Source organism: Corynebacterium sp. (genome assembly GCF_043426755.1).
Taxonomy (GTDB): Bacteria; Actinomycetota; Actinomycetes; order Mycobacteriales; family Mycobacteriaceae; genus Corynebacterium.
Genome location: NZ_JBHWRP010000003.1, coordinates 1 through 13,633, shown reverse-complemented (window position 1 = coordinate 13,633; position 13,633 = coordinate 1). Strand labels below are relative to the sequence as shown.

Here is a 13,633-nt window from a genome sequence, read left to right as displayed (position 1 = left end):
GAAGGAAGAAAGGCTTACTGCCTTTAGTTATTGCTGCTGCGACGAACAGCGGCCAGCTCTGCTTCGGAACGGGCCTTGAGGGTGTCGTCGTCACTGTCCAGAGCAGACTCTGCCTCAGCGGTGTCAACCTCTTCGGCGAAGATGGCGTAATCCGCGAGGATCGTCACCTTTTCCGCAGTGACCGACAGGAACCCACCCTGGACGGCGGCAATGATCTTGTCGCCGTCGACAGGGGTGATGGTCACGACGCCGTTGTCCTTGAGCTGGCCCAAGATTGGCTCGTGGCCTGGCAGCACACCGATCTCACCCTCGGTGGTCTGAGCGGTAACGATGCTGGCCTGACCAGACCAGAGCAGGCGCTCCACTGCAACCAATTCAACGGTGATTTCAGCCATGTGCTTCTCCTACTTCTCCTGCATTGCTTCGTACGCCTTCTCGACGTCGTCCAAGCCACCCAGACCATTGAAAGCCTGCTCTGGGTAGTGGTCGAACTCGCCATCGCAAATGCGCTCGAAAGCTTCGATGGTCTCCTCGAGAGGAACGAAGGAACCAGGGTTGCCGGTGAACTTCTCTGCAACGAAGAAGTTCTGGCCCAGGAAACGCTCCAGGCGGCGGGCGCGCTGAACGGTGAGCTTATCTTCCTCACCGAGCTCGTCCATACCCAGAATTGCGATGATGTCCTGAAGTTCCTTGTTCTTCTGCAGAATGTTGATCACGCGCTGCGCGACCTCGTAGTGCTTCTCGCCAACAATCGACGGCTCGAGGATACGAGACGTGGAGGTCAGCGGGTTCACTGCCGGGTAAATACCCTTGGAAGCGATACCACGGTCAAGCTCGGTGGTCGCATCCAAGTGGGCGAAGGTGGTCGCTGGAGCCGGGTCGGTGTAGTCGTCGGCAGGCACGTAAACGGCCTGCAGAGACGTAATCGAACGGCCCTTGGTGGAGGTAATGCGCTCCTGCAGCACACCCATCTCGTCAGCCAGAGTTGGCTGGTACCCCACAGCTGAAGGCATACGGCCCAGCAGGGTCGACACCTCCGAACCTGCCTGGGTGAAACGGAAGATGTTGTCAATGAACAGCAGAACGTCCTGGTCCTGCACATCGCGGAAGTACTCCGCCATGGTCAGGCCCGACAGAGCGACACGCATACGCACGCCTGGTGGCTCATCCATCTGGCCGAAGACAAGCGCGGTGTCCTGCAGCACGCCCATCTCTTCCATCTCGAGGAACAGGTCAGTACCTTCACGGGTGCGCTCGCCCACACCAGCGAACACGGAGGTACCGGAGAAGTTACGCGCAATACGGGTAATCATCTCCTGGATAAGAACGGTCTTACCCACACCTGCACCGCCGAAGAGGCCAATCTTGCCACCCTTCATGTACGGGGTCAGAAGGTCAATGACCTTAATGCCCGTCTCCATGATCTCGGTGGAGCCTTCAAGGTCCTTGAAGGCTGGTGGCTCGCGGTGGATGCCCCAGCGCTCACCGTCGACGCCCACGGATGGGTCGTCGAGGCAGTCGCCGAGGGCGTTGAATACGTGGCCCTTGACCTGGTCGCCCACCGGAACGGTAATCGGGCGGCCGGTGTCAACGACCTGGGCGCCGCGGACCATGCCGTCGGTTGGGCCCATTGCAATGGTGCGCACGAGGTTGTCACCCAGGAACTGGGCGACCTCAAGCGTCACGGTCTTTGCGACTGCCTCGAGAGTGATCTCGACATGCAGCGCGTTGTAAAGTTCGGGCATCTCGTCGCGTGGGAACTCCACGTCAACGACTGCACCGATGACGCGAACAACGCGACCGGCAGAGGAACCTGCCTGGCCCGTGTTCTGCTCATCAATCTGAGCTGTAGTCATGATTTAGTCACTTTCTCCGCTGTCGGACAGCGCGCCAGCGCCGCCGATAATTTCGGTGATTTCCTGGGTGATCTGTGCCTGACGGGCCTGGTTCGCCTCACGAGACAGGTCGTTGACCAGTTCGTTAGCGTTATCCGTTGCCGCCTTCATCGCAGTACGACGTGAAGCCGACTCACTTGCCGACGACTCAAGCAGGATCGCGTACAGCGTCCTCGAGACGTAGGTCGGCAATAGAGCGGTCAGCAGCGTGTCTGGATCCGGCTCGAATTCCATGTCAGCCTGTACCTCGCCGGAAGACTCCAGCAAGGACTCCTGGCGGACATCGACTTCTTCGATAACCGGCTCGATCGGCAGAATCTGGTTCACGGTTGCTTCCTGCGTCAACATGGAAACGAACTTGGTGTACACCACGTGCACCTGGTCGAAACCAGGTACCGGGGTGCCTTCCTCAGTGAACAGACCTTCACGCCACTTGGCTTCACCTTCGGAGCTCGCTTGGAACCCGTCGATGAGGTGACGACGCACATCGTGTGTCGCCTCCCAGGTTGGATCCTGTGACCAACCGGTCCAAGCACCAGCAATATCCATGTTGCGGAATTTATAGTGCCCGACGCCCTTGCCACCGGTGACGTAACGAACGACCTCGTAGCCACTTTCCTCGAGAAGCTTCTCGAGTTCTGCGGCCTTCTTCAGGACGTTGTGGTTGTATCCGCCGGCCATACCGCGGTCAGAGGTGACCACGAGAACGGCAGCGACCTTTCCATCCTCACGCTCACGGAGCATGGGGTGGTCCAGGGAGCTGGCGGCTGCGAGCCGCTCCATGACGTCTTGCAGTTCGTTCGCGTAAGGCTTGGATGCCTCAACACGCTGCTGGGCCTTGGTGATGCGCGAAGTCGCGATCAGCTCCTGGGCCTTCGTAATCTTCTTCGTGGAGTTCACGGACCTAATGCGGTCACGCAATTCGCGAAGTGTTGCCATGGTTTACTCTCCTCCCTTCCTTGTGCTTAAGACGGTGAGTAACAAATTTCTTACTTCTTGACAGTCTTACGCTGGACGGAGAGTTGAGACCTTTCGATGTCCTGTTCATCCAGTGCCTCAGCCTCTGGCTCGCGCACGATGCGCTCGCCCGAAGTGGTCTGGAAGGTCTTCGCGAAGTCTGCGTTGGCCTTCTCGATCGCGTCCTTGGACTCGTCGGAAAGCACTGCGCCACCAGCGATCTGCTCGTATACCTCTGGGTTAGAGGAACGCAGATGCTCCTGGAAGTCACGCTCGTAACGACGAACGTCCTCGACGGGAACGGAGTCGAAGCCGCCTTCGTTAGCGAGGTGAATGGACACGATCTGGTACTCCACCGGCTGCGGGGAGGACTCAGGCTGCTTCAGCAGCTCAACCAGGCGCTCACCGCGCTCCAGCTGACGCTTGGAAGCGGGGTCCAGATCGGAAGCGAAGGTAGCGAACGCCTCGAGGTCGCGGTAAGCCGCTAGGTCAAGACGCAGGTTACCTGCAACCTTCTTCATGCCCTTGGTCTGTGCTGCACCACCGACACGGGACACAGAGATACCCACGTCGACTGCAGGACGAACGCCCTGGTTGAACAGGTCGGACTGCAGGAAGACCTGGCCGTCAGTAATGGAAATGACGTTCGTCGGGATGAAGGCACCCACGTCATTCGCCTTGGTCTCAATGATCGGCAGAGCGGTCAGGGAACCTGCGCCCAGCTCATCATTCAGCTTTGCAGCACGCTCCAACAGGCGAGAGTGCAGGTAGAAAACGTCACCTGGGTATGCCTCACGGCCTGGAGGACGACGCAGCAGCAGCGAAATAGCACGGTAGGCCTCTGCCTGCTTGGTCAGGTCATCGTAGATCACCAGAACATGCTTGCCCTGGTACATCCAGTGCTGTCCCAATGCCGCACCAGAGAAAGGCGCCAGCCACTTGAAACCAGCGGAGTCAGATGCCGGAGCTGCCACGATGGTGGTGTACTCCAGCGCGCCATTGTCTTCAAGGGTCTTGCGCACACCAGCGATGGTGGAACCCTTCTGGCCAATAGCGACGTAGATGCATCGGACCTGCTGGGATGGGTCACCGGTCTCCCAGAAAGACTTCTGGTTCAAGATCGTGTCAATACAGATTGCGGTCTTACCGGTCTTACGGTCGCCAATGATCAGCTGACGCTGACCGCGACCGATTGGGGTCATCGCATCGATGGCCTTGATGCCGGTCTGCATTGGCTCTTCGACCGGCTGACGGTCGAGAACACCTGCAGCCTGCAGCTCAAGTGCACGCTCTTCGGTGGAATTGATTGGGCCCAGGCCATCAATTGGCTGACCCAGTGGGTTGATTACGCGGCCAAGGAATTCCTCCCCGACCGGGATGGACAGGACCTCTCCGGTCCTGCGTACCTCGTCACCCTCTGCAAGGGTCTCGAATTGCCCCAATACCACGACACCGATGGTGTCGGTCTCAAGGTTCTGTGCGACGCCGATGACGCCATTGGGGAACTCGAGCAGCTCATTCGCCATGCAGCCTGGTAGCCCGGAAACTTGGGCAATACCGTCTGCTGCCGAAATGACCACGCCGACCTCCTCTCGGGAGGCCTCCGCGGAGTAGCTCGAGGTGTAGTTCGCTATCGCGCTACGGATCTCATCGGAGGAGATCGTCAGCTCCGCCATGTTCTTCCTGCTCTCGGTAGATTCTTCCAGCATATGTGTTCTATTGGTCCTTAGTAGTTGGTGGAGGCGAGGTTGTTGCGGAGACGTGTGAGCTTGCCACGCGTCGAACCGTCGATTACCTCGTCACCCACCCGGATGATTATCCCTCCGAGGAGGCTGGGGTCAACCTCGGAATGAATGGCCATCTCTTGACCATAAATGCGTCCAAGCTTCTCGGCGAGTGCCGAACGCTGTCCTTCGTTCAGTTCCTCCGCAGTCTTCACGTGCGCCGCCGTACGCCCAGTCAAGGCTGCTGCCTCGACGGCGAGGTTCTTCACGTCGTCTACGGGGTTGTGCTCTGGTCGGCCAATGACCTGCAGAGCCAGTGCTTCAGTAACGGTAGTTACTTTTCCGTAGAGGACGTTAGCCAAAAGGCCACGACGACGCTCTGCGGTTTCTGTGCGATCGGACAGCAGCTGCGTGAGCTCGCCTTCGCGGTCGAGGATTCGAGACAGCTGGAAGAGTTCCTCTTCCACCTGCTGAAGCTGACCTTCGGCTTCGGCGCCGCGCAAAAGTGCTCGACGGCCAAGCTGGATTAGTCCGGTGCGCATTTCGCGCGGTGTGGACCACTCACTTTCGGCCGCTGTACGCAGCACCTCGAGGGTGCGGTCTGCAACCTTGCCCTGGAACACTTCGGTCATAATGCCTGTGCGCTCGTTGCTCTCCGCGGAGGAGTTGGCAACTGCGACGCGCAGCTGGCGGTTCTGATCGAGCTGTTCCACAGCGAGGAAGAGTTCGGCGCCAAGTTGCTTAGCCAGCGGCACGTTGTTCTCTGAATTCCAGAGCATCGTGTCAATGTGCTCGCTGACCTTTGCTAGTGCTTCGCGACTTGCTGCTCGCATATCGCCTACTTTCGTGCCTGTGAGACGTTGTCGAGCTCAGACAGGAACTGGTCGATCGTGCCGGAGCGACGGCTGGAGTCCGAAAGTTCGGAGCCCAGCAGCTGCTCTGCAAGGTTGATCGAGTTCTGTCCGAGTTCGGTACGCAGTTCTGCAACAACCTGATCACGGGATGCCTGCAGCTGCTTCTCACCGGCTTCGACGATGCGACGGGACTCTGCTTCTGCCTCTGCACGCATATCAGCCTGGATCTGCTTGCCCTTTTCACGGGCTGCTTCGCGGATCTCAGCGGCTTCAGCGCGTGCTTCTGCCAGTTGCGAGTTGTTCTTTTCCAGGGCAGCCTTTGCTTCAGCCTGAGCGGCTTGAGCACGCTCAATGCCACCCTTGATCCGGTCTTCGCGCTCAGCCATCATTTCCTGGAAACGTGGAAGAACGAACTTCCACATGATCAGAAGGATGATGACGAAAACTACGGCAGACCAGACGACATCGTACAGCTTAGGCAAAAGGATGGAGTTGCCGCCTTCGAGTGGCAACGTCTCAGCCTCCTGCGCAAGGTAATAAATGACGTTCGTCATAGGTTGCTCCTGTTTCTAAAAAATGGACTGTTACGGCGTTTTTTAGAACAGGAAGCCTGCAACGAGGCCGATCAGGGCAAGAGCCTCAACGAAGGCGATACCCAGGAACATGGTGGTACGCAGCTGGCCGGCCATCTCAGGCTGGCGAGCCATGCCTTCGACGGTCTTGCCGACGAGGATGCCGATGCCCAGGCCTGGGCCGATGGTTGCGATGCCGTAGCCGATTGCGCCAAGGCCAGTCACGGAGGTTTCTGCAGCCTGTGCCAGGATGATCTCGTTCATGTGAAAGTCGTTCCCTTTCTAGATGTCCGATAGCGATTTGATTGTTAGTGCTTCGGACGATTGTGACGAAGTGGTGTGGGGTATTCAGTTGGTCACGCGCGAACGCGTTTTGTTAATGCGAATCTGCGTGTAGCGAAAGCTCAATATATACAGCCGTCAGCAGTGCGAAAATGTACGCCTGCAGGAAGATAATGATGAGCTCGTACACAGTGAACAGAACCGCTGCGAAGATGGTCACAGCCGACATCGCAGTCCAGCCGTTGAGCTGCCAGAAGAAGAAGTTCGTAGCAGAGTACAGCAGGACCAGAATGATGTGGCCGGCCAGGAAGTTCGCCATCAGACGAAGAGCCAGGGTGACCGGACGCAGGATGAATGTCGAGAAGAACTCGATCGGTACCACCAGCAGGTGAAGTGCTGGAGGCAGGTTCGGGATAACCACCGAAGACTTAATGTACTTGCCAAAGCCATAGCGCTGAGCGCCGGCATAAATCATTGCAATATAAGCCACTACCGCGAACACAATCGGCGCACCGATACGTGCGTTCGGGGAGATATTTAGGCCTGGAATGATCGTGGCAACGTTCATGATGATGATCGTGAAAAACAGCGTTGCGATAATCGGAAGGAATCGCTTGCCATCCTTCTTGCCGAGGATGTCCTCAGCAATGTGCACCCTCACAAAGTCAACTGCGATTTCGCCAAAGTTCTGCAGACCTTTAGGAACCAGCTTCGGGTTCCTAAAAGCAAGAACAAAAAAGATCACCAAGATTGCCGCCATCAGTAGGCGAACAATCATGATGCGATCTAGTGCGAACGCACCACCGAGGAAGTCTTCCCCGATGATGTGACCGTAGTATTGCCCCGGGAAAAATTCTGGGTCCAGTTGGGGTGGATGGAACTCACCCTTCATGGCCAAAGTCATAACGCTCAGCGTTCTCTCCCGTTCTCGGGCCGCACCGAAGGTATCGATGCGGTGCGATGGACGTCTTCAAATCGTCTGCCCCCGCGGCGGACTCCGTCGCACATCAGCGTCCGCGGTGGCAGGGGATGTTCCTTGGCGAACTATTTCGCCTTAGTAACCCGCAGAACAGCCTATCAGCCCACATCAATTTAGACGTTGGCAAGGGGTGGAAAATGCGCTCCGCGTTCGAATGCCATCCCCCTTTTCAGGGGACCATGCAAATATTCGCAGCTCAGCGACAGTTGTAAGTTCCATCACATCGTCAATCTGGCAAGTGAAATTACCCTCAAAACGCACAAAAATACCCCCCGATCTTTGGATCGAGGGGTCAACCTTTTGGTGGAGATCCTCTCGGATCGGCACGCTTTCGCCTAACTTACGTACGTCACTCGGGTTGTAATGATGCCCCACACTTCGGTGGCCAAAACGACTACTAGTGCTGCGATCGTCGTCACGCCCAAGGCCGTCGCGTCATAAAAAGACATGGTGCGCAGCCAGGCAAGCAACAGCAACAACACGAGAATCTTGAGAAGCCACCCGCCTAGGACCACGGCCAACGTCGTTGAAGGCGAGGTGTTCGACGTCGCCAGTACGGAGATGACGGTGGCCAGCACGAAGCCGCCACCGATCGCAGCCCCGATCAGCACGCCCCAGATCCCGGGCAGGTCACGGATGCTGCCCCAGACAATCAGGGAGATGATGGTCAACACCACAAGCGCCCAAGAACCGAGGCGCAGTGCGCGCATCAGCGGGCGTTTTGGGTCTTCATAATCTACCCCGTCGGGAGATGAAGAATCTTTGGAATCAGTCACAGCGGTGATCCTACCGAGATTTATGCCGGCCACCTAGTCGCCTGTGCTATCCCCCGCCGTGGCACGTCGTGGACTCTGCCGACCGATCTTCCCCTGGGCCACGGGTACTGCCGTGGCTACGGCGGCTATCACCAGCAGGACCACGGAGAGTCCAGCCGCAAATCTTGACGGAAAGATGGAGAAGCTGACCGCGCCAAAAGCGATCGCTGAAACCCACAGGTATAACACCAGCACGGTACGACGATGCGTGTGGCCAAGGGCCAGCAGTCGGTGATGAATGTGCTGCCGGTCCGCTGTGAAGGGGCTCTTGCCCTGAGAGACGCGCCGCACCACCGCCATGATCAAATCCAGCACGGGCAGAGCAACAGCCGCGGCGACCACGATAATCGGGCTCATGAGCGCGAAGAGGTCCGCCGTCCCATAGAGCGAAATGTTGATCTTGCCGGAAGCCGAGATACTCGCCGCAGCCAACAGGAGCCCGATCAACATTGAGCCAGAGTCGCCCATGAAGATACGCGAGGGCTCAAAGTTGTGGGGCAAGAAGCCCACGCAAATACCCACTAGGGCCGCACAGATGATCGCCGGAGGGTAAGCCGACACTGCTCCGCCCTGGTCGTGGAGCACCGTCAGTGAAAAGATCAGGATAGCGCCGCCGGCGATGGCGCCCAGCCCTGCGGCCAGCCCGTCGATACCGTCGACGAAATTGATGGCGTTGATTAACAGCACCGTGAAGATCGTGCTGAACACCACTCCTTGGACTTGGTCGAGGATCAAGGTCGTGCCTTCACCAAAGGGGACGAATAGTGACGTCATTGAAAGGCCCAGGATGCTCATCAGGACCGCAGCGAAAATCTGGCCGATCAGCTTCGTAAGCGCATTTAATTCGTAGAGGTCATCGAGCACGCCGACGATGACAATGGCGAAACCACCCCACACCACCGCGGTCATCTCCGGGGTCACCGGCGCAAAACCCCGCGTCAGCGCTGGGAGCTGGTTTGCCAAGTAGACGGCCGCGAGGAATCCCGAAAACATCGCCAACCCACCCACACTCGGGGTGGGTTGGGTGTGGACATCGCGTTGGCGGATCTCAGCGACCTTTCCTGTGCGAATCAGGATCGAGCGCACCGGCCCAGTGGCCAAATAGGTGATTGCCGCGGCGACGAGCAGGACAAGACCGAGCTCGCGCAGCGGGACGCCGGCGCCGCCCATCTATTTCCTCCGCAGCTGCTCCGCGGGAAGGTCTAGAACTTCCCCGATGCGTTCAGCACTGATCGCCCCCTCGCGCAGGATCAGCGGTTCGCGGCCAGAGATATCAATAATGGTCGAGGGTTCACCCAGTGAGGCTTCTCCCCCATCCAGGTACACACCCACGGCGGAGCCGAACTGTTGCTTCGCCGCAATCGCGGTGGTGGGCGGCTGCTTCCCGGAGATATTCGCGCTGGACACAGCCATCGGCCCGGTCTCGCGCAGTAGCTCAATGGCTATGGGCTGCAGCGGCATGCGCAGCATCACCGTGCCACGAGTATCGCCCAAGTTCCACGGCAAGCTGGGAGCTTCAGGCACCACGATGGACAGCCCGCCCGGCCAAAACGCCTCCACGAGAGTTTCAGCGGTCGTCGTAAATTCGCGCACGAGCCCCTGGATCGTGTCCCAGGACCCGACGAGCACCGGCACCGGCATATCTGGCCCGCGGCGCTTCGTCGCAAGCAAACTTGCTACGGCATCATTATTGAAAGCGTCGGCGCCGATGCCGTAGACGGTGTCGGTGGGCAGCACAACGGTACGTCCTGCGCGGACGGCGTCAACCGCACGCGCAATACCTTCCTGGCGTCCTGCTGGTTCCAGGCAGTTGTAGATCTTGCTCACCATAACCGGGTTGTCTCCTTGAGGTCTCTCTATTCCTGTGCAAGCTTACTCGTAATCACAAACCGGTCGCGACCGGCCAGATCAGCCATCGTTTCCGTAGCCTCGAAACCGCCGTGCTTATCGACGACGTCCTGCACATCCTGTGAGGTCGAATCGTCATGTTCGATGCCTAGTCCCCCGCCAGGCGCCAAAAGGGACGCGGCCACGGGCACCAGCCCTTGAATCGCATCCATCCCATCGGCACCCGAAAACACGGCCTCGTGCGGGTCCTCGTAGACCTCGCGCTGCAAGTCCTCAGTCTCTGGCACATACGGCGGGTTAGTGACTACCAGATCCACCGCGCCGTGGAGCTCCTCCAACAGGTCGGGGTCGGTCATATCGCCGTCGATAAGCGTGATCTTAAGGCCAAGCCGCTCCGCATTGCGTTGGGCATAGGCCCGCGCTTTCGCTGATTTCTCCACGGCGTACACGCGTGCGTCCGGCCGGGCGTGCGCGATATAGAGCGCTAGCGCCCCAGTTCCAGTTCCTAGGTCGACGACGACGGGTTCGTCGGCCAGCGCGATGCGGCCCACGGCCCAGTCGGCCAAGGATTCGGTCTCCGGACGTGGGATGAATGCACCAGGACCAACCTCAAGTTCGAGCGGACCGAAAGGTGCGGTGCCCACGATGTGCTGCAAAGGTTCGCGCGCTTCACGACGAGAAACCCACTGCTCAAATTGAGCGAGAAACTCGTCGTCAAGCGTGTCCACTTGACGCAGCTGGATCGGCCTCACGCCCAACAGTTCTGCGGCGAGCCATTGGGCGTCGACCTCCGGGCTGTCCACGCCGGCGGCGGCGAGGCGGGCGGAGGCATCGTCGAGAAGCTGCTTCAGCCTATTCTGCTTCGAGTCGTTCTGCGCGCTCATGTGCCTGCAATGCGGTAATCAGATCATCCATCTCACCGTTCAACACGGAGTCCAAGTTATTGGCCTTGTAGTTGATGCGGTGGTCGCTGATCCGGTTCTCTGGCCAGTTGTAAGTACGGATGCGCTCCGAACGATCCATGGTGCGCACCTGGGATGCACGGCCTTCCGATGCCTCCGCTTCAGCTTCTTCACGCTTCATTTGGTCCAGACGTGCCTGCAGCACCTGCATTGCACGTGCGCGGTTCTGGATCTGTGAGCGTTCATTCTGGCAGGTGACCACGATATTCGTCGGCAAGTGAGTGATGCGCACAGCCGAGTCCGTCGTGTTCACGCCCTGCCCGCCCTTACCGGAGGAACGGTAGACGTCGACGCGGATGTCCTTCTCGTCGATCTCCACTGTCTCAATTTCCTCGGGCTCTGGGTAGACGTAGACACCGGCGGCAGAGGTCTGGATGCGGCCCTGCGACTCAGTGACCGGCACGCGCTGGACGCGGTGCACGCCACCCTCAAACTTCAGCTTCGACCAGGCGCCATCGCGCGAAGGGGTCTTCGCCTTGATCGCAACGGTCATGTCCTTCACGCCGTCCAGGTCAGATTCGGACAAGCCCAGCACGTCCCAGCCGAGGTCATGCTTCTCGCAGTAGCGACGGTACATGTTGGCCAGATCGCCGGCGAATAACGCGGCCTCTTCGCCGCCTGCGCCGGCCTTGATCTCCATGATCACGTCATCGCCATCGTGCTCGTCGCGAGGCGCCAGCAGGTCCGCCAACTCCTCCTCCAAGCGCACGATTTCAGCTTCAAGACGCGTGGCCTCCTCGGCGAACTCTTTGTCTTCGCTGGCCATCTCAGCCGCGACTTCGTGATCCTCACGGGCCTGCACCAACGCGTTATTCACATTGATGATCGGCTGGATCTCTGCATAGCGCTTCGACAGCTTGCGGAAAGCGTTCTGGTCGCCCGTGATTTCCGGGTCGGCCATTTGGGCCTGGATGCCCTGGTATTCGGCGACGTAGTCGTCGACAAGCGAAACTTCATTAGCCATTAGAAGTAATCCTCCGCTTCTGCGTCAGCAGCCATCGGCGCGGACTGTGCAACCTGCACCATGAACTCGGCATTGGACTTCGTCTTCTTCAGCTGCTTGATCAGCAGATCAATTGCCGCCTGGGAGTCCAGCGCGGACAGGATGCGGCGCAGCTTGTGCATGATGCGCGCCTCTTCGGGGGCAAGTAGCAGCTCATCCTTACGGGTGCCGGAGGGGTTGACGTCCACGGCCGGGAACACACGGCGCTCCGAGATCTTGCGATCCAGCTTCAGTTCCGCGTTGCCGGTGCCCTTGAACTCCTCGAAGATCACGGTATCGCCGGCGGAACCGGTTTCGACCATGGCGGTGGCGATGATGGTCAGCGAGCCACCGTCTTCGATGTTGCGGGCAGCACCCAAGAAACGCTTTGGCGGGTACAGCGCGTTGGAATCCACACCACCGGACAAGATGCGGCCCGAGGCTGGCGAGGAGTTATTGTACGCGCGGCCCAGACGAGTAATGGAGTCCAGCAGGACGACGACGTCCTGGCCCATCTCCACCAGGCGCTTCGCGCGCTCGATTGCCAGCTCAGCGACCGCGGTGTGCTCTGAAGGCGGGCGGTCAAACGTGGAGGCGATGACTTCGCCTTTCACGCTGCGCTGCATGTCCGTGACTTCCTCGGGGCGCTCGTCGACAAGCACAACCATGAGGTAGCACTCAGGGTTGTTGGTCGAAATCGCGTTGGCGATGTTCTGCAGAATCGTCGTCTTACCAGCCTTAGGTGGAGAGACGATCAAGGCGCGCTGCCCCTTACCGATCGGCATGACCAAATCGATCACGCGCGTGGTCAGGATGTTCTGCTCTGTCTCCAGGCGCAGGCGCTGATTCGGGTAAAGCGGTGTCAGCTTGTGGAACTCTGGACGATTCTTCGCCTCTGCTGGCTCCTGCCCGTTGACAGAATCGACGCGGACCAGCTTGTTGTAACGCTTGCGGTTGCGGCCGTTGCCGTGGGACTGGCTCTGCCCGTTGGCACGGACCTGGCCGATCACGGCGTCGCCGGAGCGCATGCCGAACTGGCGCAGCAGGTTATTCGGAACGAACACGTCGTTCTGGCTGGCCTTGTAGCCGGTGGTCCGGATGAAGGCTGCATTGTTATCGACAATATCGAGAATGCCGGCGACTTCCTGCAGCTCTGCAGGGTCTAGCTCCTGGTTGTTCTGGTTATTGTCGTTGCGGTTGTCGTTGTGACGATTGTCCCGATTGTCCCGGTTGTCATTGCGGCCGCGACGGTTGCGACGACCACGGCGGCCGCGGCGGCCCCCGCCCTCGCGGTTGTCATTGCGGTTGTCGTTGCGGTTTCCGCGCTGGTTGTTGTCGCGATTATTGTCACGCTCGCCATCACGATCTTTGTCGCGATTGTTGTCTCGGTCGTGGCCGCGGTCATTATCGTGGCCACGGTCGCCACGGTCGCCCCGGTCGCCCCGGTCGCCATGGTCATCGCTGTCCTGCTGGCCGTGCTGGTCATCCTGGTTGTTATGGCGAGCACGGTTCCGGCGCGCACGACGGGCTGCGGAGCGCGATTCGTAACGCTGATCGCCCTTGTCATCATTGTCGTGCTTGTCTTCCTGGGCATTATGGTCGCTCTGCTCAGACTTGTTGGTGTCGGCAGAGTCGCTCGGGCGGGTCGCGCGGCGTGGCTTGTCTTCCGCTGGCGCAGCCTCATCGGCCTTGGGTGCCTTGGACGCCGCGGCCTTCCTATTAGGCACCTTGCCGGTCTTGATGGCCTCAATCAGCTCGCCCTT

General features: G+C 59.2%; 14 protein-coding genes. All 14 read right to left on the bottom strand.

Translation table 11 applies throughout. The features are described from left to right. Positions 1 to 23 precede the first annotated feature (23 nt). Positions 24 to 395 (bottom strand): F0F1 ATP synthase subunit epsilon, encoded by a 372-nt coding sequence (locus ACHFGA_RS00470; RefSeq protein ID WP_394280517.1) that lies wholly within the window; start codon positions 393 to 395, stop codon positions 24 to 26. Positions 396 to 404: 9 nt separating this feature from the next. Further along, a complete protein-coding gene (gene atpD, locus ACHFGA_RS00465) occupies positions 405 to 1,856 on the bottom strand; it encodes a F0F1 ATP synthase subunit beta (RefSeq protein ID WP_018580840.1) in 1,452 nt (483 codons plus the stop codon). 3 nt (positions 1,857 to 1,859) lie between these two features. Further along, entirely contained in the window at positions 1,860 to 2,834 is a 975-nt protein-coding gene (locus ACHFGA_RS00460; protein ID WP_394280516.1) for a F0F1 ATP synthase subunit gamma, read from the bottom strand. Positions 2,835 to 2,884: 50 nt separating this feature from the next. Beyond that, positions 2,885 to 4,561: a F0F1 ATP synthase subunit alpha gene (atpA, locus tag ACHFGA_RS00455; protein WP_394280515.1), complete on the bottom strand. Its 1,677-nt coding sequence runs from the start codon at positions 4,559 to 4,561 to the stop codon at positions 2,885 to 2,887. 17 nt (positions 4,562 to 4,578) lie between these two features. Then, a complete protein-coding gene (locus tag ACHFGA_RS00450; protein WP_394280514.1) occupies positions 4,579 to 5,409 on the bottom strand; it encodes a F0F1 ATP synthase subunit delta in 831 nt (276 codons plus the stop codon). A 5-nt stretch (positions 5,410 to 5,414) separates the two neighbouring features. Then, positions 5,415 to 5,984 (bottom strand): F0F1 ATP synthase subunit B, encoded by a 570-nt coding sequence (locus ACHFGA_RS00445; RefSeq protein ID WP_394280513.1) that lies wholly within the window; start codon positions 5,982 to 5,984, stop codon positions 5,415 to 5,417. Positions 5,985 to 6,026: 42 nt separating this feature from the next. Continuing rightward, positions 6,027 to 6,266, bottom strand: a complete 240-nt coding sequence (locus tag ACHFGA_RS00440) for an ATP synthase F0 subunit C (protein WP_018580845.1) — start codon at positions 6,264 to 6,266, stop codon at positions 6,027 to 6,029. A 112-nt stretch (positions 6,267 to 6,378) separates the two neighbouring features. Next, positions 6,379 to 7,176: a F0F1 ATP synthase subunit A gene (gene atpB, locus ACHFGA_RS00435; RefSeq protein WP_026254232.1), complete on the bottom strand. Its 798-nt coding sequence runs from the start codon at positions 7,174 to 7,176 to the stop codon at positions 6,379 to 6,381. Between the two features lie 422 nt (positions 7,177 to 7,598). Then, positions 7,599 to 7,973, bottom strand: a complete 375-nt coding sequence (locus ACHFGA_RS00430) for a hypothetical protein (RefSeq protein ID WP_394280560.1) — start codon at positions 7,971 to 7,973, stop codon at positions 7,599 to 7,601. Between the two features lie 99 nt (positions 7,974 to 8,072). Continuing rightward, positions 8,073 to 9,248 carry a glycosyltransferase family 4 protein gene (locus ACHFGA_RS00425; protein ID WP_394280512.1) on the bottom strand — a complete coding sequence of 392 codons (1,176 nt, stop codon included), beginning with the start codon at positions 9,246 to 9,248 and terminating at the stop codon, positions 8,073 to 8,075. Next, the gene (locus ACHFGA_RS00420; protein WP_394280511.1) at positions 9,249 to 9,908 is read right to left on the bottom strand and encodes an L-threonylcarbamoyladenylate synthase; all 660 of its coding nucleotides are present in this window, start codon (positions 9,906 to 9,908) and stop codon (positions 9,249 to 9,251) included. A 26-nt stretch (positions 9,909 to 9,934) separates the two neighbouring features. Beyond that, the gene (gene prmC / locus ACHFGA_RS00415; protein ID WP_394280510.1) at positions 9,935 to 10,810 is read right to left on the bottom strand and encodes a peptide chain release factor N(5)-glutamine methyltransferase; all 876 of its coding nucleotides are present in this window, start codon (positions 10,808 to 10,810) and stop codon (positions 9,935 to 9,937) included. Beyond that, the gene (gene prfA / locus ACHFGA_RS00410; protein ID WP_394280509.1) at positions 10,779 to 11,852 is read right to left on the bottom strand and encodes a peptide chain release factor 1; all 1,074 of its coding nucleotides are present in this window, start codon (positions 11,850 to 11,852) and stop codon (positions 10,779 to 10,781) included. Before prfA ends, prmC begins: the two co-directional genes overlap by 32 nt. Next, a partial coding sequence (gene rho, locus ACHFGA_RS00405) for a transcription termination factor Rho (RefSeq protein WP_394280508.1) occupies positions 11,852 to 13,633 on the bottom strand: 1,782 nt, incomplete at its 5' end. The genes rho and prfA, both read right to left, overlap by 1 nt.